Genomic DNA, 21,489 nt, shown 5'->3' with positions numbered 1-21,489 from the left:
TATAAAAAATGGAAAGTAAGTTTTACTTTCCATTTTGTTTTTTATACATCGTCACTTCGAGTAGATTTTGAAAAAATCGTATCGAGAAGTTTTTTATTCGAATTAAAAAAATAATTTTCAAATCAATACACTATCAAATTTTCAGATTATTAAAAATTTCTTCCAGTTGGTTTAAACCCATTTTAAAACCTTCTTCAAATCCCATTTCCAATTGTTTTTTCATATCATCTTCAGATTTGAAATGAATGTTCAGAGAAACTTTCGTCCCTTGCTCAACCCCTGTGAAACCAATCAGCCATTGTGTTTGCGGAAATCTTTCGTCTACATTACCATTAGCATCGCAAAAAGCATCAATACCATCAACACTTCTATGCTCATCTATTTTACCATACTTAACCAACGAAAATATTTTCTCCCCATCTGGTCCATTCATCGAATATAGCCAAACGCCACCTTCCTCGAAATTTAACGAATCCGTTTTACACACCCAAGGTTTGGGCGCCCACCACAAATCGAGGAGTTCAGGTTTTGTAAAATAGTCCCATACTTTTGATATTTCCTCATCATAAACCTTCATCACATAAATACTCTTCGAATTAAAATCCTGATTAAAAACAATTGTTGAGCTCATAGTTATTTTAGTTTTGGTTAATAAATTTTCATAAGTTTCTTTAAGGAATTGGCTGTAAATTTATAATAAAATGTTAAAACCTTTACTTTTAAGAAAAATTAAACAATATTTTGGCGCATTTTTTGTTTATCAAATCTTAAAATGATTAATTTTAACATTTACAACTTTAATTTTCCAATGCAATGAATAACAAATTCATCCCGATAATCTCGGTTTTTATGACAATCTCCCTTATCGTTTTTGTCACGCTGCAGTTTTATTGGCTTAAAAATTATTACGTTGCTTTGGAACAAGAGTTTTCTAACAAAGTTTATTCCGCTTTGGAAAATACTTCAAAAAACGTAGCAGAAATTGAAGCAGAAAAGCTTTTTAATGAGAATTATCCAAATTTAAGAGACAATGTAAGGGCAAACAGCAAAAAGCCTTCTCTTACCACAATTCAGCAAACCCAGGATTCCGGAACTCAAAAATCGATCGTTTACTACAGAAACATTATTGAGACTCAACAGCTACCCATTTCAAAAAGAGGCGACTCTCTTCTCCTGACAAAAATGTATACTGATGACGATGCATATACTGTAAAAAGAGACACTTCACGACGCGAATTATTGACCTCGGAAATCAATCGAGATATTGAAAGTGGGGATTACAATTTCAAAGAATTTTTAAGGGTAAATGGAAACAATTTACCACTTACCAAAAGAGTTGACCCCAAAATTCTAGATTCTGTAATTACCAAAGAACTTAAAATGAAAGGAATTACCGCTGATTTTGGCTACGGGGTTTCAGATAAAAACAACAAGCTTACTACTATTGTTAATAAAGTTTTTAAAGAGAAAAAAGATACCAATTCTTATTCTTATCCTTTATTTACAGATACAAAAGATAGAACTTTGTACACGTTGGCTCTGGTTTTTCCTAAAAAAGAATATTCTTTGGCAATGAATAACTGGCCAATGCTTTTGGGAACTTTTCTTTCACTTTTGACCATTTTGGGAATTTATATTATTTCCATTAATTATATGATGAGACAGAAAAAATTAGCAGAAGTGAAAACAGACTTCATTAATAACATGTCGCACGAATTTAAAACCCCGTTAGCAACAATTTCGGTAGCTACAGACTCTTTGGCAAATGATAAAATTGCAACCAATCCTGATAAGGTAAAATACTATTCACAGCTCATCAAACAGGAGAATCTGAGGATGAAAAAGCAGGTAGAAAATATTCTGAACATGTCTAAATTGGAAAGAAATGAAGTAGAATTATTCTTAAAAGAGACCAACGTAAGAGAATTGATAAAAAAGACTACAGAGTCATTTAATCTGATTATTCAGCAGAGAAACGGAAAGCTTATTCAGGAATTTAATGCCACTCATTTTACTTTTAAAATCGATGAGTTTCATATTTCTAATATGCTGGTGAATCTTTTAGATAACGCCAACAAATACTCTCCGGAAGCACCAGAAATCAGTATTAAAACTAAAAATGAAGGAAATTGGTACGTGTTAGAAATTTCAGATAAAGGAATGGGAATGGAAACCCACAATAAAACCAAAATTTTCGAAAAATTCTTCCGAGAAGAAACCGGAAATATTCATAATGTAAAAGGACAAGGCCTCGGACTTTCCTATGTAAAGAAAATTGTAGAACTACACAAAGGACAGATTATTGTAGATTCTGAAAAAGATAAAGGAAGTAAATTTATCATTAAACTTCCAATGGCATAAAATAAGTTAAACGAAAAATAAAATATAAAACATATGAGCAACAGAATATTATTAGTAGAAGACGATCAGAGTTTCGGTGCGGTACTGAAAGATTATCTTACGATAAACAATTTTGAAGTGACCCTTGCCGTAGATGGAGAACAGGGATTGAAAGAGTTTACAGAAAGCGAATTTGACATCTGTATTTTTGACGTAATGATGCCGAAGAAAGACGGATTTTCATTAGCAGAAGATGTAAAAAAGATTGACAAAAACACACCAATCATTTTCTTGACAGCAAGAAATATGAGAGAAGATATTTTGAAAGGATATCAGTTGGGAGCTGATGATTATATCACAAAACCATTTGATACCGAATTGCTTTTATATAAAATTAAAGCCATTCTTCAGAGAAGTTCTACTTTGGAAAACGAAGAACAGGAACAGTTTAAAATCAGCAATATTTTCTTTGATTCTATGCTGAGACAATTGAGAGTAGGTGATAACGAATACAAGCTTTCACCTAAAGAAAATGAACTTTTAAAATTACTTTGTCTTCACAGAAACGACTTTATGCCTAGAGATTTAGCATTAAGAAAAATCTGGAAAAAGGAAAACTATTTTACAGCAAGAAGTATGGACGTTTATATTGCCAAACTTAGAAAACTACTGAAAGATGATGAAGGTTTAGAAATCATCAACGTACACGGTGAAGGTTTCAGACTTTTGGTTAAGAACTAAACGAACGTTAAAATAGCGACATAAAATTAAAATTAGCAAAACAATTCAAAATGTTTTGCTAATTTTGTTTTTCAGGGCAATTTTTGATGAAAAATTCTAAAATTTAATTAAAAGTAAATACAAATTTGAATCATTATTGTCATGAAAAATATAAATCTAATTATGAAGAACTTACTTTTTGGCCTTTTAGCAACTTCTTTAGTTGCAGTTTCATGTAAAAAAGACGAAAAACCAACATATTTAAAAGACGAAAACGGAAATCAGCAACCTAATGTTGCTATGAACACCGCTCCGAAACCTTCTTTAATCGATCAGGCAGGAATAAAAACTTCAACGGGTTCTACAATGGTTACCTCATCAGGAATGAATCCCCCACACGGACAGCCAGGTCACAGATGTGATATTCCAGTTGGACAGCCTTTAAATAGCGCTCCTACACCTCAAAATTCTGCACCTCAAGCCGTTCAGGTGAATGGTAACAATACGGTTCAAATTGATCCAAATGCTGTAAGTCCAACGAAAATAACACCAAATCAAAATGGTCAACCCGTGAAAACTGCTCCAGGAATGAATCCTCCACATGGAGAACCTGGTCACAAATGCGAAATTCCGGTTGGACAACCTTTAAACAGTAAACCGGCATCAGCTGCTGTTCAGACGAATAGTACTCCTATGCAAGCTCCACAACCAGTTCAAGCTCCACAAGCTGCAGTTGCCAATACAGGACCAAAACCAAAGAATAATCCTGCGCATGGTCAACCTTGGCATGACTGCGCAAAACAAGTAGGTGCTGCACTTTAATTATTTTTTGTAAATTTGCACGGTGAAACCAATACAGCTATTATTAATTATCTTTTGCTTGGGAATTTTTTTGATTCCTAAAGATAATTTTTATGCTCAGGCTTCACAGGAAAACTGCTGTAAAGCAGAATCTAAGAAATCGTGCTGCGAAAAGAGTCACGACACTCATGATTCTAAAAACAGCAAGAGCGACCACAAATCATGCAACGATGAGTGTTGCTCGTTTTGTATGACCTGCAATACTTTCGTAGAAAACAATTTTGCGAAAAGTACCAGTTGGGAAATCACCTCATTCAAAACAATCTCAAAAATTCAGGTTCAGTATGCTGATCCTTATATTTCAAACGGTTTAAAAGAAATTTGGCAACCGCCTAAACTAGGTTAATTAAAAATTAATTTAACGATGTATCAGTTTACCAATCTACCCATGATTGTTACACTATATACATTGTTAGAATGTTACATTAATTCAATTAATCTAAATTTTAAACAAAATGAAATTATATTTTACCAAGGTAATTCTTGGCGCATTCTTATTATTTACAACCTTCATATCAGCTCAAAATCTTTCTAAAAATCAGTTTCAGGTAAAAGGAAACTGCGAGATGTGTAAAGAGAGAATAGAAACAACGGCAAAAAAAGCAGGTGCAAAATCAGCTCGATATTCTATCGACTCACAAACTCTTACACTTGAAACTTCAGAAAAAGTTTCACCTGAAGACATTCTAAAAAAAGTTGCAGAAGCCGGTCACGACAACGAAAAATTCAAAGCTTCTGATGAAACTTATGAAAAACTTCCGGGATGTTGCCATTACGACAGAGATCTAAAGCCAGTAACGTCAGACACAGAAAATCATCATCACTCTAAAGGTGAAAATGAATTTTTTGTGAAAGGAAATTGCGAATCTTGTAAAGCCCGAATAGAAAAAGCAGCAAAATCTGCCGGAGCAAACTCTGCGGAATGGAGCGCTGAAAAGCAAACAGTAACTTTAAACTTTGACTCATCTAAAACATCTGCCGATCAAATTCTTAAAAAAATCGCAGAAGTAGGTCATGATAATGAAAAGTATAAAACAACGGATGATGTTTACAAGCAGCTTCCGGGATGTTGTCTTTACGACCGTGATATTGAGTTTGGAGAAAAAAACGAAAAAGTTCATTCTAACGAAACAGAAAAGGAATTTGCAGAAAAACAAGCCAACACAGAAGCTTCTAACCACAATTCTCATGCAACTGGTGAAAAAAGCATTGAAGGGGTAACGATTACTGCCACAAAAGCAGCAACTTCTATCAGTAAAAAGGAAGCCGGTTTGGTATTTAATATTGATTCTAAAGAACTTTTAAAAGCAGCTTGTTGTAATTTATCTGAAAGTTTTGAAACCAACGCAACTGTTGATGTTTCTTTCAGCAATGCTGTGACAGGAACGAAACAACTTAAAATGTTAGGTTTAGATCAAAAATACACAAGCTTAACGAAAGAATTATTACCTGAAATCAGAGGTTTGGCTTCCGCTTATGGATTAAATTTTATTCCAGGAAGATGGATCGAAAGCATTCAGCTGACAAAAGGAGGAAGTACTGTAACAAACGGTTATGAAAGTATTACAGGACAAATCAACACAGAGCTTATTAAGAATTCTAAAACACCTGAAACTTCATTAAACCTTTTTGCCGATTTCAACGGAAGAGCCGAAGCAAACGTTACGCACGTAGCAGCGATTAATGATAAATGGTCGCAAACTTTTTTACTTCACGGAAACGGAACTTTCGGAGACACCGATATGAACGACGACAATTTTCTTGACCGTCCGAAAGGAACACAGATCAATGCGGCTTATCTATTGAATTATAATGATTTGGAACGTTCTGGTTTTGGATCACATTTCGGAATTAATTTCATAAAAGACGAACGAACTGCAGGACAAATTGGATTTGATAAAAAACTTCCTCAAAGCCAGCAGTCACTTTACGGTGTTGGAATTGACATTTCAAGATTTCAGGTTTGGAACAAAACGGGTTATGTTTTTAAAGGAAAACCTTATCAAAGTTTAGGCTGGATGAATCAATATGTGTATCATCAACAAGACAGCTTTTTCGGTTTGAGAAATTATTCAGGACAGCAACACACTTATTATTCTAATTTGATTTTTGAAAGTATTTTAGGAAATACCAATCATAAATATAAAGCTGGAGCGAGTTTCTTATACGATGGTTATGAAGAAAATTATTTAGTTGATAACTTTAAAAGAAATGAAATTGTTCCTGGAATTTTTGCGGAGTATACTTTAACAGGCTTAAAATATACTTTGGTAGCAGGAGCAAGAGCCGATTTTCACAACTTGGCAGGAACACAGTTCACACCGAGATTGAATTTTAAATATGACTTTACTCCGCAAACTATTTTTAGAATTTCTGCGGGAAGAGGTTTCAGAACAGCTAATGTTTTTGCAGAAAGTCAGCAATATTTTGCATCCAACAGAAACATTCAGATTTTACAAAATGGTGGAGACATTTATGGTTTAAGACCAGAAATTGCTTGGAATTATGGCGTGAGCTTACAACAGGAATTTAAAATTTTTGGTAAAAAATCAACCATTGTTGCTGATTTTTTCAGAACAGATTTCCAAGATCAGGTTTTGGTAGATCTTGATCGTTCACCTCAGCAATTAACGTTTTATAATCTTGATGGAAAATCTTTTGCCAACTCATTTCAGACGCAGTGGGATTTCACCCCTTTCAAGAATTTTGATGTAAGATTGGCTTATAAATACTATGACGTACAGGCAGATTATTTGGATGGAAGACGCGAAGTTCCTTTCATGGCAAAACACAGAGGCTTTGTGAACCTTGCTTATGCTACCAACAAAAATAAAAACGAAGGATTCTGGAGCTTTGATACAACATTGAATTGGGTTGGAAAACAAAGACTTCCAAATACTTCAACCAATCCAGCAGAATTTCAATTGCCGATGTATTCTGAATCTTATGCAGTTTTGAATGCACAGATTTCTAGAAATTTCAATAAAAAGTTAAGAGCTTATCTAGGAGGTGAAAACCTAACTTCTTATCACCAGGAAAATGCGATTATGGATTTCAGAAATCCTTTCGGAAACTATTTTGATGGCGGAATGGTTTACGCACCAATTATGAAAGCTAATTTTTATGTTGGGTTTGACGTAACATTTTAAGGTTGAGATTGAGAGGTTTGAATAATTTTCAAATTAGCTCATTTTCAAATTCACAAATAAAAAGGCATGGTTTCGATAATTAATGATTATGAAATCATGCTTTTTTGTATCTTTAATTTAAATTTTAAACATCAAATATTTTAATATGAAACGTAACGCAACAGCCGTTTGGAATGGCACTGTAAAAGAAGGTAAAGGACATTTAACTACCCAAAGCACAACTTTAAATCAAACTCAATATTCTTTCGGAAGCCGTTTCGAAGATGGAGTTGGAACCAACCCTGAAGAATTATTAGCGGCAGCTCACGCAGGATGTTTCACCATGAAACTGAGCGCAGAATTGACTCAAGCAGGTTTCACTCCTGAAGAGCTTACAACAAAATCAGTAATCACGCTAGATCCTGCAGCTGGAAAAATCACTAAATCTGAATTGACATTAACCGCTAAAATCCCTGGAATTTCTGAAGAAGATTTTCAAAAATATGCGAAGATCGCTGAAGAAGGCTGTCCTGTAAGTCAGGCTTTCAGTTTTGAGATTAGCTTGAATGCTACTTTAACAAACTAAGCATACGATAAAACTTAATTATAGCATCAATAAAAACGGGTTAAAGCCCGTTTTTTTATTTTTAAATTTAATTCAAATTATTTTAGCTTAAAATCAACAATATATTTAATTTAAAAATAAAAAATATACCAATCGGTATATTTATGTATATTTGTATGTTGATTATTGAAGATGTCAAAAGCAGAAAAGACAAAACAATTCATTATCGAGAAAACGGCCACTTTGTTTAATACCAAAGGGTACACCGCTACGTCTTTATCTGATATTACAGAAGCAACCGGCCTCACAAAGGGCAGTATCTACGGAAATTTTGAAAACAAAGACGAAGTATCGCTCGAAGTTTACAAATACAATTCGGGAATTCTCAAAAAAAGTTTGATGAGATCATTCAGCGAAGAATTTCCAACAATGTCTGATAAACTGTATGCTTTCGTATCTTTTTACAGAAAAAACTGGCAATTGGTTTTTCTACATGGCGGTTGCCCATTGATGAATGCAGCCACAGAATCTGACGATACTTTTCCTGCATTAAACAATCAGGTTAAATTATCTTTTGAAGACTGGACAAAAACTATTTCAGAAATCATTAAAACCGGGCAAATCAATAATGAGTTCAATAAAAAAATAGATTCCGAGCAATATGCTTCGCTTTTTATTATCCTTATTGAAGGTGGAATTTTGCTTTCTAAAACAACAAAAGATGAAAAACACTTAAACCTTGCTTTAGATAGAATTCTACTACTCATCGACAAAGAAATTAAAAAAAATCCTTTATAATATAAATGGTATGGACAAACTGCAGGCATTAAAATCATTCATCGGAAAAGAATTTACCGCATCACCCTCTCCTTTTATGAGATGGCTTAATCCGGTAGTCGTATCGGCTGAAGAAGGTCAAATTGAATTTCAGTATATCGTAAGAGAAGAATGGCTAAACCCGATGGGAAATATGCACGGTGGCCTAACGGCAGCAATTATGGATGATATCATTGGCGCAACGATGTTTTCTTTAAACGAAAAAAACTTTATTGTAACCGTAAATAACAGCATCGATTATTTTTCAACGGCAAAAGAAAATGATACGATTGTAGCCGAAACCAAAATCATCAAAAGAGGAAAACAGTTTGTGAATGCACAATGCGAAATTTGGAACGCAGACAAAACAAGACTCATCGCAAGAGGAACCTCAAATCTATTTAAAATTAATAACTAAATATAAAATCCCCGTTACTGAATATCTTTGATAAGTAAAACAGTAAAAATTGTGATTTTAATGACTTAAAAAATATATACAGCCATCTATGAAAAGAGTTGTCATTACAGGATTGGGCGCAGTAACGCCTTTAGGAAATAATGTTGAAGAATTCTGGCAAAACAGCATCAACGGAGTAAGCGGAGCAAATAAAATCACTCACTTCGATACCGAAAAATTTAAAGTACACTTTGCATGTGAAGTAAAAAACTTTGACCCAAAGGTATATTTAAATCACAACGAAATAAAAAGAAGCGACCTGTTTTCTCAGTACGCAATGTATTCATCTGCAGAAGCAATAAACGATTCAGGATTGGAATTTGAAAAAATGGATCCTTTTGACACTGGCGTAATCTGGGGAACCGGACAAGGCGGAATGTGGACTTTCGAAAGCGAAGTCATGAATTTTGCAGCCAATGATCAGAATCCGAGATTCAACCCTTTCTTCGTTCCAAAATTTATCGCCAATATGGCTTCGGGAATGATTTCTATGAAGTTTGGTCTTCAGGGAATTAATTACACAACGATTTCAGCTTGCGCAACAGGAAATACCGCTTTGATGGATGCCTTCAACTATATCCGTTTAGGAAAAGCTAAAGTAATTATCAGCGGTGGCTCGGAAGCTGCAATTACGCCCGCTTCAGTTGGTGGGTTTTCTGTAATGAAAGCAATGTCTACAAGAAATGATGATTTTGCTACAGCAAGCCGACCTTACGATGAAAACCGAGACGGTTTTGTAATGGGAGAAGGAGCCGGAGCTTTGGTTTTGGAAGAATATGAGCATGCAAAAGCAAGAGGCGCAAAAATATATGCAGAGTTGGCAGGAGCAGCAATGACTGCCGATGCGTATCATATGACCGCACCTCATCCTGACGGAGTTGGGGCAATAAAAGCAATGCAATTGGCATTACATGAAGCCGGAGCAAACGTTGAAGATATTGATTACCTCAATCCTCACGCAACCTCTACTCCACTTGGAGATTTGGTCGAGCTAAAAGGAATCAGCAAATTATTTAAAGGAAGTAAAAACCTTGATCTAAGTGCAACAAAATCAATGACGGGTCACTTATTGGGAGCAGCAGGAGCAGCAGAAGCTATTCTTTCGATTAAAGCGATTGAAAAAGGAATTATTCCGCCAACTATCAATCTTCATAAGATTGATGAAAACATTCCAAAAGATGTAAATATTATTTTTGGTGAAGCAAAAGAAAAGAATATTCAATTTGCATTAAGTAACGCCTTCGGCTTTGGAGGACATAATGCTACTTTGGTGTTTAAGAAATTTTCATAGACTTAATTTAAACCATTAAGATTTAGTTAAGTAATTAAGATTATTAAGAAATTCTTTCTTCATCAAAATGACAAAGAAAAATAGAATAACTTTAAAAGAAAAAGCAGTCTAAATATAGACTGCTTTTTCTTTATGCTTCTTTCAACCATTCCGATGAAGAAAGATAGTTCTGATCGGGGTAATAAATAAAAAGAACATTTTTTCCTTTTATTGTATTGATAATCGGCTCCGTTAATGCTCTCGGAATTGCAGGACAACCCCAGCTTCTTCCGATTCTTTTGTGTGCTGCAGCAAACTCTTCACTTACATAATCTGCTCCATGCATTACGACAGCTCTTTTGTAAGCCGCATCATTAAAACCTTTATCCATTCCTAAAAGTTTTAAAGAATATCCGTTGTCACCATTGTAGGTTGATTCTGTTATATAGAAACCCATACTACTTTGAAGTGAGCTTTCGGTATTAGAAAAATTTGTTGCAAATTCTTCCCCTGTATTTTTTCCGTGAGCAACCAAAGAGTTAAAAAGAACTTTTTTCTCATTCATATCAATCACCCAAAGTCTTTTGGTATTTGATGATATTGAAAAATCACAAATCGTTAGCAAATGTGCATTTTCATCTAATTTCCCAGCTTTTTTCAGATTAGAAAAACCTAAAATAGCTTTAGAAAAAACATCAAAATTCAGTTTATGATCAGATTCGAATAAGATAGAATTATAAAGTTCTTCAGAAGAACTCATTTCATTTGTGCTTTTTTCAGATTTAATTTCAACTGCAGTTTCTATTTTTTTTGTGTTGGTATTTTCATTCTTTACATTCTCGTTTTTTGGAGAAACATAAAAAGAAGTCGTTACCATGTACACAATGCCTAATACGCTATAAAATCCTTTCATTAATATTATGTTAAATTAAAATTCCGGGTACAAATTTATAAAATCATAATTATCAATGAGTTAAAATAAAAAAAGTTTAACTCAATTTAAGAAACTTTAACTCACAAAGATTATTCTTCAGAATCTGGAACAAACTCTAAACTTATAGAATTCATGCAGTATCTAGTACCTGTTGGAGCAGGTCCATCATTAAAAACATGACCCAAGTGAGAATCACAACGTTTACAAACTACCTCAATTCTTTCCATTCCATGAGTTGAATCGCGGTTATAGCCTACTCCATTTTTATCAGCTTCAAAAAAACTTGGCCAACCGCAACTGCTCATAAATTTTTGGTTAGAGCGGAAAAGGTGATTTCCACAAACCGCACAATAATATTCTCCCAATTCATCAAACTCATTATATGTTCCGGTAAATGGTCTTTCTGTTGCTGCTTCTCTTGCAATTGCGTACAAATCTGGAGAAAGAATTTTAAACCATTCATCATTTGACACGTTCAGTTTTGCAGTATCTGCTCTTGAATAATATGGATTGTTTTTTGCTTCGTTATGCATAGAATTTATTTAAATATTAGAAATTAATGTAAAATCTAACCACAAAAATCGTAAAAGCTTTCCTCTTATTAAAGTTTTGACTGCTGAAAATGACAAGCTCACAAACTGTAAAAACTGATGTGTACTTTTCTAAGATATTATTAAGCTTAAATTCTTTTGCGACTTTTGTGGTAAAAGAATTACAACCAAATTTAGTAAATTTGAGAATATGAATGACGAAGCCAAACGAAAACAGCTTAGAAAATATAAAGCTTTTGCCACAGGACTTTTTGTCTTGATGGCGATTATCTTTATTATTACTACAATTTTGCAAAAAACACTTGATTCTCATTGGATTGGCTATGTTCGTGCATTTTCTGAAGCCGCAATGGTTGGTGCTTTAGCAGACTGGTTTGCGGTGACCGCTCTTTTCCGTCATCCATTAGGACTTCCAATTCCGCATACCAATCTTATTGAAAACAGCAAGGAAAAACTGGGTGATAACCTGGGAAGCTTTGTGGTTTCTAATTTTCTTTCGCCAAAAACAATTCGTCCATATATTCAAAAAATAAAAATTTCAAATTTTGTCGGCGAATGGTTGACAAAAGAAAGAAATCAGGACGCTTTAATTAAAAATCTCTCAGACATCGTTTTGGATATTCTCAACAAACTGGATGATTCTGAAGTAAGCCATTTCATCAGCAAAAAAGTTAGTGAAATGACCAATGATATTCAGCTTAATAAAATTTTAGGAAATGGAATTATCTATCTTTTAGATAAAAATGATCATCAGAAAATCGTCACTAATCTTTCAAAACAGATCAAAGAATATCTTATTGAAAACGATGGAATGATTCAGGAAAGGGTAAAAAAAGGCAGCTATTCTTTTATTCCTTCCTTTGTTGATAATAAAATTGCCGATAAAATTGCGAGTGGACTTTCAGATTTCTTCAGAGAGGTGGAGGAAGATACTAATCACGAAATCAGAGGTTTAATCACAAAAAAAATCTATGAATTTTCTAATGATCTAAAAGAAGATCCGAAATGGAATGATGAATTTAAAACCATCAAAAATGATTTTCTAAAAAATGATAAACTAGAAGAATATTCTAACGATATTTGGCTTTCCATCAAAAAAACATTGAATAATGAATTGCAGGAAGACGAATCTTCATTAAAAAAATACATCACAAAAAATTTGAATGAATTTTCTCAAAATTTGAAAACTGACGAAAAGCTTCAGAACAAAATCGATCATTGGGTAAGAGTAACCGCTTATAAATATATTCTGAAAAACACCCATCAAGCCGGAAACCTCATCAGTTCAACCGTCGGAAATTGGCAGGGAAAAGAGTTGAGCGAAAAACTAGAACTGGAGGTTGGAAAAGACCTTCAATTTATTCGTGTCAACGGAACTTTAGTTGGTGGATTGGTTGGTTTGATTATTTATACGATTTCGCATTTTTTTCTCTGAAACCTAAAGTTTTTCTCACAAATTTCGCAGATAAAACTTATTCTAAAATCTGCTTTATCTGAATCAACGAGATATTTTATAACAAAAAAGCAAAACCTCATCAGTTTTGCTTTTCATATTTTTAAGATTCAAATTATCTCGAAATTCTACCAGCTCTCGTTAAAAGTTCCTGATTAATATCGTTAATCAATTGCGGACCTTCGTAAATAAATCCGGTGTACAACTGAACTAAACTTGCACCTGCATTTAATTTTTCAATCGCATCTTTAGCAGAATGAATTCCTCCAACACCTATGATTGGAAATGCTCTGTTACTTTTATCAGAAAGATATTTGATCATCGCTGTACTTCTTTCACGAATCGGTTTTCCGCTAAGTCCTCCGTTTCCGATTTCTGCTAAAACTTCAGGCGAAGTTTTCAGACCTTCTCTGTTGACTGATGTGTTTGAAACCACAATTCCGTCGATTTTTGTTTCTGCAATCAGTTCGATAATTTCATCTAATTGTTGATTATTTAAATCCGGAGCAATTTTTAGAAGAATCGGTTTTGGATTTACTTTAGTTTGATTGATTTCCTTAACAGCTGTTATCAATTCTCTCAGATATTCTACATCTTCCAGCTTCGCATGACTTCCAACGTTCGGGCAACTTACATTCAAAACAAAATAGTCTACATAAGGATGAAGACCTTCGAAACAGTCTAAGTAATCCTGAGTATAATTTTCAGGCGTTGTATTGGTGTTTTTTCCGATGTTTCCACCGATGATGATTTTCCCTTTATTAGATTTTAGTTTTTCAATGGCAGTTTCCAACCCATCGTTGTTGAAACCCATTCTGTTGATAATTCCGCCATCTTCTATTAAACGGAAAAGTCTTTTTTTAGGATTTCCCGCTTGTGCTTTTGGCGTTACTGTTCCTATTTCTACAAATCCGAATCCTAAGTCTCCCAATTCGTTGAACAAAACAGCATTTTTATCAAAACCAGCCGCTAAACCAACCGGATTTTTGAATTTCAATCCGAAAACTTCTCTTTCAAGATGTTTGTCGACAATTGGTTTTGGAAGGAATAATTTTGTTAGAAATCCAAAATTTTTAAGCATCGAAAAAGTAAAATGATGCACTTCTTCGGGATCAAATTTGAAAAGAATCGGGCGAATGAGCGATTTGTACATTGAAAAAAAGTTTTACAAAAATACTCATTTTAAAATAAATGAATTCTTGATGTGTGATATTTTTATGAAAAATCTATTATGAATATGATCTATAAAACATTAATGTCTACATAATCTTTAAAATCTGCGAGAGCTTTTTAACGCAAAGATTTATTGCAAACTTCTTATTTTTAGAGGCAAAGGCAAATAAATTTGCTACCAAAGCTTGAACGTTAGCTTTATCAATCAACTTGTTGATTTCTCTTTGCTCCTTGAAATTTTGTAATATTAAAATAAATCTTTGCGTTAATAAATCTTAGATATGTCCATCAGTTTATTTACGAATACGAGCTTAAATCAAAATGCAATATGTCTCCTACTCTTTTAAACTCATCATCTATTGTAGCGTTTACCGTAATTCTTTCGTTGGTAACGGGATGATTAAAAACCAATTGATGAGCATGAAGCATCAGTTTATTCATATTAAAGGTTTCCAGCCATAGTTTATTCTGCTTATTGCAACCATGAGGTCTGCATCCCAAAATAGGATGTAAAATATGCTTAAAATGCTTTCTCAATTGATGGAATCTTCCCGTTTCGGGGATTGCTTCAACCAAACAATAACGCGAGGTCTGATGCTTTCCGAATACTAGATCTATCTCTGAGGTCTGTAAACGGTGATAATAGGTAATCGCATTTTGTTGAATTTCGTCTTCATTAACCAAATCATAATCAATGGTTTCTTCTTCGGGAGCCCATCCTCTAAGGATTGCCAGATATTTTTTTTCAACTTCGCGTGCTGCAAATTGATCACTCATTATCCTCAAAGGATCTTTATCTAAAGTAAACAGCAAAACACCCGAAGTTTTTCGGTCTAAACGATGTACCGGATAAACGTATTGTCCGATCTGATCCCTCAACTCCTGAATAGCATAGGTGTCTGCTTGTCCTGAATAATATGATTTATGAACCAGTAACCCACTGGGTTTATTAATGGCAATAAGATGTTCGTCTCGATAAAGAATTTCTAACATTAGACAAAAGTAGAGATTTTTAGATTTATTTTTATCTTATTGTGATGCCGCAAGAATTTAAACCTAACGGGTTTTATTAATAGCCGCGATGGAAACGGCATCCTTTTTTGTGGCGGACGCAGCGAAGTGGAGACCGCTACAAAAAAGATACAGTGAACAGCGGGAAACAGCTCCTAAAAATCAGCTTCATAAAAACTTCCATCTTCCCGATACCAACTTCCTACATTTTCACTATTTTTGCACTCAAGACGAAAAATTTATGGCAAAGCAAGAAGATGTTTTCAAGAAAGTGATTTCTCACGCTAAGGAATATGGTTTTATTTTCCCTTCGAGTGAGATCTATGACGGTTTATCTGCAGTTTATGACTACGGACAAAACGGTGCAGAACTGAAAAATAATATCAAACAATACTGGTGGAAAGCGATGGTACAGCTTAACGAAAATATTGTGGGTATTGATTCGGCGATTCTGATGCACCCTACAACCTGGAAAGCTTCTGGCCACGTTGATGCTTTTAATGATCCTTTGATAGACAATAAAGATTCTAAAAAACGTTTCAGAGCAGATGTTTTGGTAGAAGATTATTGTGCAAAAATCGAAGATAAAGAGAATAAAGAAATTGAAAAAGCTGCCAAAAGATTTGGTGAGTCTTTCGATAAAGCTCAGTTTGTTGCAACGAATCCTAAAATTATTGAATACAGAGCAAAAAGAGAGCAAATTTTATCACGATTGGCAAAATCTTTAGAAAATGAAGACCTTGCTGATGTAAAATCTTTGATTGAAGAGTTGGAAATTGCTGATCCTGATACAGGTTCTAAAAACTGGACGGAAGTAAGACAATTCAACTTAATGTTTGGAACTAAATTAGGTGCTTCTGCAGATTCTGCGATGGATCTTTATTTAAGACCGGAAACTGCTCAGGGAATTTTCGTTAACTTTTTGAATGTACAGAAAACTTCACGTCACAGACTTCCTTTTGGTATTGCTCAGATTGGAAAAGCTTTCAGAAATGAGATTGTTGCGAGACAGTTTATCTTCAGAATGCGTGAATTTGAACAAATGGAAATGCAGTTTTTTGTGGCTCCGGGAACTGAATTGGAATTCTACGAACAGTGGAAAACAAAACGTCTGAATTGGCATTTGGCTCTTGGTTTAGGAGATGACAACTACAGATTCCACGACCATGAGAAATTGGCGCATTATGCAAATGCTGCAGCTGATATTGAATTTAATTTCCCATTTGGATTTAAAGAATTGGAAGGAATTCACTCAAGAACAGATTTCGATTTGAAAGCCCACGAAAAGCATTCAGGTAGAAAATTACAGTTCTTCGATCCTGAAAGAAATGAAAACTACGTTCCTTATGTGGTAGAAACTTCTGTTGGACTGGATAGATTATTCCTTTCTATTTTCTCAAACTGTTTGAAAGATGAAGTTTTGGAAGACGGTTCAGAAAGAACAGTTTTATCTTTACCTCCGGCTTTAGCACCAATTAAAGCAGCCATTCTTCCGTTGATGAAGAGAGATGGTTTAGCGGAATATGCTGAGAATATCTTTAATGACTTGAAATACGATTTCAACTTATTCTACGAAGAAAAAGATGCGATCGGAAAACGTTACAGAAGACAAGATGCAATTGGTACACCTTATTGTATCACCATCGATCATGATTCTCTAACAGATCATACCGTGACAATAAGAGACAGAGACACAATGCAGCAGGAAAGAGTTCCGGTTTCTGATTTGAGACGAATTATCGACGAGAAAACGAACTTCAGAAATTTACTTTCTAAAATATAAATTGAAAGCCTTGAGAAATCAGGGCTTTATTTTTTTATTCAACTTATCCCCGAAATCATTATTTTTGAAATCAATTTTTTACCATGAAAAAAATAACACTGTTGATGTTTTGTCTGCTTCAGGCATTCGCATATTCTCAAACTCAGGATTTAACAGCATTAGCTTCGGGAGAACACACCGGTATGAACGCTTTATTTGATGATAAAGATAATCTCTACGGCTATGTATCAATTTATTCTTATGGAAAATCCGGAGAAAAAACGAAGAAGTTCGAATACGTTATTTTAGATAAAAATCTAAACCCTGTTGCCAATAAAGAATTTGAAGGAGATATTACGGCTGCATCTTATGTTGGATATGTAGATTCTAAAGGGCAGATTATTTTAAAACCCTCCGGAATAGATTATACGTTGGTGAAAAACAAAGATTTGTTCACTCCCGTTTCAATGGTAATAGATCCAAAAGCAAATATCATTACCCGAAAAATATATTACGATTATCAGGAAAACGGAACTTTCAAAGAACTTAACGAACCTAAAAACTGGAAGGAACAACGCAAAGAAAACCGTGAAGAGAAAAAAGAAAAAGGCTACAATTATATCTCGGCGGTTGGCGAACTTAAACAAGGTGGATATTTTGCTATAGAATATAAAGATTTTGGAAAATACATCAGCAATAACAGCCTGATGAAATTTAATCCGGAGAAAAAAGAAGTCTGGAAATACAGCTACAATACCAACGGAGACAAAAAGAACTTTTCTGCTCTTACCGTGCTGGAAAAAGATGAAAAATATATGTACTGCATCATGAAAAAGGTAAGTGATGATAAAAAGACTTTTAACCTTCTCGTAATCGATATGCAGACAGGGAAAGAAGTATCAAACAAACCCGTAACCGGATTTTCGGATGAGACCATCGACAATATAGATACTTTCTACGCAGGATACAGAAAACTTGACAATGACAAAACTTTTGATGATAAAATGGTTATTGTAGGTAAAACTTTTTCGCCGTCTTTTGATCAATTAGGATTTTCAAGGTTGATTGTGAATAAATCTGACTTCAGTACAAGTGCAAAATCTATTCACTTCAAACAGGATCTTACCACCTATCTTCCAAAAATAAATGCCAACGGATATGTAGAAAACGGCTATATGCTTCACTCCAGAGATATGTATTTTATGAGTGACGGAAGTGTGGGGATTTTAGCGGAAAAATACAAACCAATGTCTGAATATAATGCTCCAAAAACTACAGATCTGGTTTATATTTATACTGATAAAGATTTCAAAGTTAAAGATGTAAAGGTATTTGAAAAGGAAAAAACAAAATGGTTCAACAGCGATTATCTTTTTTCTCAATATCTGAATGACGGAAAAGATGTTGTTTTCTTTTACCGTGATTATCAGAAAGATCAGGTAACGAAAGAAAAAAAATGGAATCTTTTTATTAATACCATTATCGACGGCAAATTTAAACAGGAAATTGTTCCTATTTCAGAAAAAGACAATTACAGCGTTACACCTTATGTGGCAAAAGAAGGATACATTTTACTACGCGAGTACAACGAAAAAGAAAAGTTTAATAAGATTCGTCTGGAAAGATTGAATTATTAATTTAAGAAATTAAAGCATTAAAAAACCTAACAGATTTTAATTATTTGTTAGGTTTTATTTTTTTAGCCCATAGGAAAATGGAAAAATTCTATGATTCTTTCTGATAAAAATCTGCAATATTTTTTATTTCATCCAAACTCAGATTCCACATAAAATTTAGAAATTGCTGATAGCTTTCGCTTTGGTTTTTCGGGTCTACCCTATCTAAATATCTGTTGAGATTATAATTTTTACGGGCTTCATAGATTTTCGAGAAACACTTTCCGAGCCAGTTTTTATAATATTTTTCTTCTTCCCCATCCTGCAAAAACTGCAGACTTGCATAAATTCCTATTCCATAATCCTCAGAATGATAAAAATTGGGTAGTGTTTCCATTCTTGCAGTTTTCTCAAGAACTGCGTAAGATTCCGACGCTTTTTCGTCGGCAACTTCTGTTTTCAGTTCGGGAAAAAGCGTTTTCAGATGATTGATTCTCAATGTGATTTCCGGATGTGATCTCAACGAATCTTTGTTGAGCTTACTCTTAAAATGATTGTAATTATACAACGAAAAGTCTTCTTTTTTCAGCCATTTGTCATTAAACTCCTGTTTTGGAAGATTGAAAAACTTCTTGTACGTTTCTACTTTCAATTCTTTGGGAGAAATCGTGTCAAAATCTTCAAGTCTTTTCAATGTATTGATAAATTCTGTTCTTGTAAAATCACTATTTTTAAAAACGGTATACCCTAAAGAATCTGCCTGCATTTCTTGTTTTCTGTTTTCAGATCCTTTTTTGTAAACTCTATTTTTCAATACACTGAACGCTCTCTGATTACGATTTTCTTTAGTTGATCTAATATCCTGAACTACCATTTTATCAAGCTGATCTTGATTGATGAGACCGAGAAAAGTTTTCAAAGTATGCTCTGTAATTTTATGCCCTAATTCGTGAGAGATCACAGCAGCCAATTGATCATCATTGTTTAGCCAGTTAAAAAGTCCCATATTAATTACGAAAGTTCCATCCGCAAAACAGTAAGCATTTGGTGTATTATCTTTAGCAATAAGGATTTTAAGATTTTGTGGAATCTGAGGATTATTTTTCCTTAATCGTTCCAAGATATTTTTAACTTTTGCATCAAAAACCGAATTGAATATAAAGTCTTTATTTTTCACCTGCTTTTCAAAATCTTTCCCAAGCTCATTATAAATTTTAGACAGCTCACCACCCGTTTTCCCGGAGTACTTTCCTTTCAGACTTTTTACCAAAAGTTCATTATTTAAAGAATAGTTTTTAATAAAATCTTTTCTCTGCTTATAGTCTGCAGTATCAATTGGTTTATAAGTCTGCGCAAAAAAAACAGCCCCAATAAAGATCAATAAAAAGGTAATGTAGTTTTTCATCATATTTTTCATCAATAATTTTTAGTACATGACAAAAAATATTTTACCGCAAAAGATTCAAAAAAAAAATTATTAAAACATAGAAATTCAAAAGTTTACAAAATGTAAAAAACCTGAGTTATCGCTCGTTTTGCAAACTTTTAAATAACTTAAGCACAGTAAAATCTTTTGATTCTTTTGCGGTTAAAAAAATATCATGTACTAAATCAATAATTACAAAAATAATTCATTTAAAAATACATTTGTGAGTTTCTTTTCAAATTTATTTTAAATTTGTTTAAGACCAATTCTTATGATAGTTATTATTTATCTAATCGCTTTTTTAGCCTCTGTAGTAGTTCTTTTCTACTTATTTGGATATGCTTATATTTTTAATGGCATTTCTAAAACCTATCTTCGTGGAAAATCGAGCGCCAATATTGATGATGGAAGACTTTTTACAAGCAACATTATTCATACAGCTAAACCTGTTCTTTGGGATGAACACTCTGATTACAACAAAAAAGATTTACCTAAAAACATCGTTGACGATTTAGCTCAATCAAACACAGCATCATTTTTGGTCATAAAAGATGGAAAATTATTACACGAACAATATTGGAATGGTTATAACGAGCTTTCAAAAACGAATTCATTTTCTATGGCAAAAACAGTTACCGTTATGCTTTTTGGAAAAGCCTTGGAAGAAGGAAAAATTAAAAATATTAACACCAATTTCTCTGAATTTTATGATGAATTCAAAAATAAACCTTTAGGTAAAGAAGTAAGTTTAAAGCATCTTGCCCAAATGGAATCTGGCTTAAACTGGGATGAAAATTACAAAAACCCTTTTTTGCCAAATGCTCGGGCGTATTACGGAAGAAGCTTGTTAAAAGCGACGTTTTCGAGGCCATTTAAAGAAAAGCCAGGTGAAAGATTTGAATACCAAAGCGGCTCTACTCAGCTTTTAGGATTTGCGGTAAAAAAAGCAGTCAATCAATCTTTATCAAGTTATTTATCTGAAAAATTCTGGATCCCGTTAGGAATGGAGCAAAACGCAGATTGGAGCGTTGATGAAAGCGGAATGGAAAAAACATATTGCTGTATTCACTCCAATTCAAGGGACTTTGCAAAACTTGGACAATTATTTTTAGACGATGGAAAAGTTGGTGATGAGCAAATCCTGAATTTAGATTTTATCGAACAGATGAGAACGCCCACCGAAAAGTCTGATGAGATCTACGGAATGGGCTTTTGGATCAACAATGACAACCCTATTAAACATTATTATTTCCTCGGTCTTCAAGGTCAATATATCATTATGATTCCGGAAAATAAAATGGTAATTGTAAGAACCGGAAGCTACAACAATTTACCTAAAACCGACAGAGGAAGACCGGATCAGGTGAAGTTTTTGGTGAATGAAGTTGTAAAATTATTTGCTTAAA

At 33.8% G+C, this 21,489-nt stretch carries 19 protein-coding genes; 13 read left to right on the top strand and 6 right to left on the bottom strand.

The features are described 5' to 3' along the window. Window positions 1-133 precede the first annotated feature (133 nt). Window positions 134-631 carry an SRPBCC family protein gene (locus B5X64_RS01945; protein ID WP_079463643.1) on the bottom strand — a complete coding sequence of 166 codons (498 nt, stop codon included), beginning with the start codon at window positions 629-631 and terminating at the stop codon, window positions 134-136. Window positions 632-813: 182 nt separating this feature from the next. On the opposite strand from B5X64_RS01945, the gene B5X64_RS01940 reads away from it, so the two are divergent. The 9 genes from B5X64_RS01940 to fabF all read left to right on the top strand — a co-directional run bounded on the left by B5X64_RS01940 (window position 814) and on the right by fabF (window position 10,178). Next, entirely contained in the window at window positions 814-2,361 is a 1,548-nt protein-coding gene (locus B5X64_RS01940) for a sensor histidine kinase (RefSeq protein WP_079463642.1), read from the top strand. Window positions 2,362-2,394: 33 nt separating this feature from the next. After that, window positions 2,395-3,081 (top strand): response regulator transcription factor, encoded by a 687-nt coding sequence (locus B5X64_RS01935; protein WP_074230805.1) that lies wholly within the window; start codon window positions 2,395-2,397, stop codon window positions 3,079-3,081. Window positions 3,082-3,243: 162 nt separating this feature from the next. Further along, window positions 3,244-3,882, top strand: coding sequence for a polyadenylate binding domain-containing protein (locus tag B5X64_RS01930; RefSeq protein ID WP_079463641.1), 639 nt, complete (start codon window positions 3,244-3,246; stop codon window positions 3,880-3,882). Window positions 3,883-3,904: 22 nt separating this feature from the next. Further along, window positions 3,905-4,267: a hypothetical protein gene (locus B5X64_RS01925; RefSeq protein ID WP_079463640.1), complete on the top strand. Its 363-nt coding sequence runs from the start codon at window positions 3,905-3,907 to the stop codon at window positions 4,265-4,267. A gap of 109 nt (window positions 4,268-4,376) precedes the next feature. Then, on the top strand, window positions 4,377-7,070 hold the full coding sequence (locus B5X64_RS01920; protein WP_079463639.1) for a TonB-dependent receptor domain-containing protein: 2,694 nt from the start codon (window positions 4,377-4,379) through the stop codon (window positions 7,068-7,070). A gap of 145 nt (window positions 7,071-7,215) precedes the next feature. Further along, a complete protein-coding gene (locus B5X64_RS01915) occupies window positions 7,216-7,635 on the top strand; it encodes an OsmC family protein (protein ID WP_079463638.1) in 420 nt (139 codons plus the stop codon). A gap of 171 nt (window positions 7,636-7,806) precedes the next feature. Then, window positions 7,807-8,412 (top strand): TetR/AcrR family transcriptional regulator, encoded by a 606-nt coding sequence (locus B5X64_RS01910; protein WP_079463637.1) that lies wholly within the window; start codon window positions 7,807-7,809, stop codon window positions 8,410-8,412. Between the two features lie 10 nt (window positions 8,413-8,422). Beyond that, the gene (locus B5X64_RS01905) at window positions 8,423-8,848 is read left to right on the top strand and encodes a PaaI family thioesterase (RefSeq protein WP_079463636.1); all 426 of its coding nucleotides are present in this window, start codon (window positions 8,423-8,425) and stop codon (window positions 8,846-8,848) included. A gap of 88 nt (window positions 8,849-8,936) precedes the next feature. Then, window positions 8,937-10,178, top strand: a complete 1,242-nt coding sequence (fabF, locus tag B5X64_RS01900) for a beta-ketoacyl-ACP synthase II (RefSeq protein WP_079463635.1) — start codon at window positions 8,937-8,939, stop codon at window positions 10,176-10,178. 130 nt (window positions 10,179-10,308) lie between these two features. Here the strand turns inward: fabF and B5X64_RS01895 are convergent, their stop codons facing one another. Next, entirely contained in the window at window positions 10,309-11,070 is a 762-nt protein-coding gene (locus tag B5X64_RS01895; protein WP_079463634.1) for a murein L,D-transpeptidase catalytic domain family protein, read from the bottom strand. A gap of 110 nt (window positions 11,071-11,180) precedes the next feature. Then, on the bottom strand, window positions 11,181-11,624 hold the full coding sequence (gene msrB / locus B5X64_RS01890) for a peptide-methionine (R)-S-oxide reductase MsrB (protein WP_079463633.1): 444 nt from the start codon (window positions 11,622-11,624) through the stop codon (window positions 11,181-11,183). 208 nt (window positions 11,625-11,832) lie between these two features. Here msrB and B5X64_RS01885 point away from each other — a divergent pair, with 208 nt between their 5' ends. Then, window positions 11,833-13,077, top strand: coding sequence for a DUF445 domain-containing protein (locus B5X64_RS01885; RefSeq protein WP_079463632.1), 1,245 nt, complete (start codon window positions 11,833-11,835; stop codon window positions 13,075-13,077). Between the two features lie 133 nt (window positions 13,078-13,210). On the opposite strand, the gene B5X64_RS01880 is transcribed toward B5X64_RS01885, so the two are convergent. Both B5X64_RS01880 and B5X64_RS01875 read right to left on the bottom strand, forming a co-directional pair. Continuing rightward, window positions 13,211-14,248 (bottom strand): quinone-dependent dihydroorotate dehydrogenase, encoded by a 1,038-nt coding sequence (locus B5X64_RS01880; protein WP_079463631.1) that lies wholly within the window; start codon window positions 14,246-14,248, stop codon window positions 13,211-13,213. Window positions 14,249-14,565: 317 nt separating this feature from the next. Beyond that, window positions 14,566-15,261 carry a pseudouridine synthase gene (locus B5X64_RS01875; protein WP_079463630.1) on the bottom strand — a complete coding sequence of 232 codons (696 nt, stop codon included), beginning with the start codon at window positions 15,259-15,261 and terminating at the stop codon, window positions 14,566-14,568. Between the two features lie 259 nt (window positions 15,262-15,520). On the opposite strand from B5X64_RS01875, the gene B5X64_RS01870 reads away from it, so the two are divergent. Further along, window positions 15,521-17,062, top strand: a complete 1,542-nt coding sequence (locus tag B5X64_RS01870; RefSeq protein WP_079463947.1) for a glycine--tRNA ligase — start codon at window positions 15,521-15,523, stop codon at window positions 17,060-17,062. Between the two features lie 83 nt (window positions 17,063-17,145). Continuing rightward, window positions 17,146-18,678 (top strand): hypothetical protein, encoded by a 1,533-nt coding sequence (locus B5X64_RS01865; protein ID WP_079463629.1) that lies wholly within the window; start codon window positions 17,146-17,148, stop codon window positions 18,676-18,678. An 88-nt stretch (window positions 18,679-18,766) separates the two neighbouring features. Here B5X64_RS01865 and B5X64_RS01860 read toward each other — a convergent pair whose 3' ends face one another. After that, window positions 18,767-20,065, bottom strand: coding sequence for a M48 family metalloprotease (locus B5X64_RS01860; RefSeq protein ID WP_079463946.1), 1,299 nt, complete (start codon window positions 20,063-20,065; stop codon window positions 18,767-18,769). Window positions 20,066-20,354: 289 nt separating this feature from the next. On the opposite strand from B5X64_RS01860, the gene B5X64_RS01855 reads away from it, so the two are divergent. Next, window positions 20,355-21,488 carry a serine hydrolase domain-containing protein gene (locus B5X64_RS01855; RefSeq protein WP_079463628.1) on the top strand — a complete coding sequence of 378 codons (1,134 nt, stop codon included), beginning with the start codon at window positions 20,355-20,357 and terminating at the stop codon, window positions 21,486-21,488. Window position 21,489: the final 1 nt, after the last annotated feature.

This window comes from Chryseobacterium balustinum, from assembly GCF_900168205.1.
Classification (GTDB): domain Bacteria; phylum Bacteroidota; class Bacteroidia; order Flavobacteriales; family Weeksellaceae; genus Chryseobacterium; species Chryseobacterium balustinum.
This window is presented reverse-complemented; position numbering and strand designations above follow the sequence as displayed.

Coding starts and splice junctions, on each gene's coding strand:
- B5X64_RS01945 (WP_079463643.1), bottom strand. CDS start 631: ATGAGCTCAACAATTGTTTTTAATCAGGATTTTAATTCGAAGAGTATT.
- B5X64_RS01940 (WP_079463642.1), top strand. CDS start 814: ATGAATAACAAATTCATCCCGATAATCTCGGTTTTTATGACAATCTCC.
- B5X64_RS01935 (WP_074230805.1), top strand. CDS start 2,395: ATGAGCAACAGAATATTATTAGTAGAAGACGATCAGAGTTTCGGTGCG.
- B5X64_RS01930 (WP_079463641.1), top strand. CDS start 3,244: ATGAAGAACTTACTTTTTGGCCTTTTAGCAACTTCTTTAGTTGCAGTT.
- B5X64_RS01920 (WP_079463639.1), top strand. CDS start 4,377: ATGAAATTATATTTTACCAAGGTAATTCTTGGCGCATTCTTATTATTT.
- B5X64_RS01915 (WP_079463638.1), top strand. CDS start 7,216: ATGAAACGTAACGCAACAGCCGTTTGGAATGGCACTGTAAAAGAAGGT.
- B5X64_RS01910 (WP_079463637.1), top strand. CDS start 7,807: ATGTCAAAAGCAGAAAAGACAAAACAATTCATTATCGAGAAAACGGCC.
- B5X64_RS01905 (WP_079463636.1), top strand. CDS start 8,423: ATGGACAAACTGCAGGCATTAAAATCATTCATCGGAAAAGAATTTACC.
- fabF (WP_079463635.1), top strand. CDS start 8,937: ATGAAAAGAGTTGTCATTACAGGATTGGGCGCAGTAACGCCTTTAGGA.
- B5X64_RS01895 (WP_079463634.1), bottom strand. CDS start 11,070: ATGAAAGGATTTTATAGCGTATTAGGCATTGTGTACATGGTAACGACT.
- msrB (WP_079463633.1), bottom strand. CDS start 11,624: ATGCATAACGAAGCAAAAAACAATCCATATTATTCAAGAGCAGATACT.
- B5X64_RS01885 (WP_079463632.1), top strand. CDS start 11,833: ATGAATGACGAAGCCAAACGAAAACAGCTTAGAAAATATAAAGCTTTT.
- B5X64_RS01880 (WP_079463631.1), bottom strand. CDS start 14,248: ATGTACAAATCGCTCATTCGCCCGATTCTTTTCAAATTTGATCCCGAA.
- B5X64_RS01875 (WP_079463630.1), bottom strand. CDS start 15,261: ATGTTAGAAATTCTTTATCGAGACGAACATCTTATTGCCATTAATAAA.
- B5X64_RS01870 (WP_079463947.1), top strand. CDS start 15,521: ATGGCAAAGCAAGAAGATGTTTTCAAGAAAGTGATTTCTCACGCTAAG.
- B5X64_RS01865 (WP_079463629.1), top strand. CDS start 17,146: ATGAAAAAAATAACACTGTTGATGTTTTGTCTGCTTCAGGCATTCGCA.
- B5X64_RS01860 (WP_079463946.1), bottom strand. CDS start 20,065: ATGATGAAAAACTACATTACCTTTTTATTGATCTTTATTGGGGCTGTT.
- B5X64_RS01855 (WP_079463628.1), top strand. CDS start 20,355: ATGATAGTTATTATTTATCTAATCGCTTTTTTAGCCTCTGTAGTAGTT.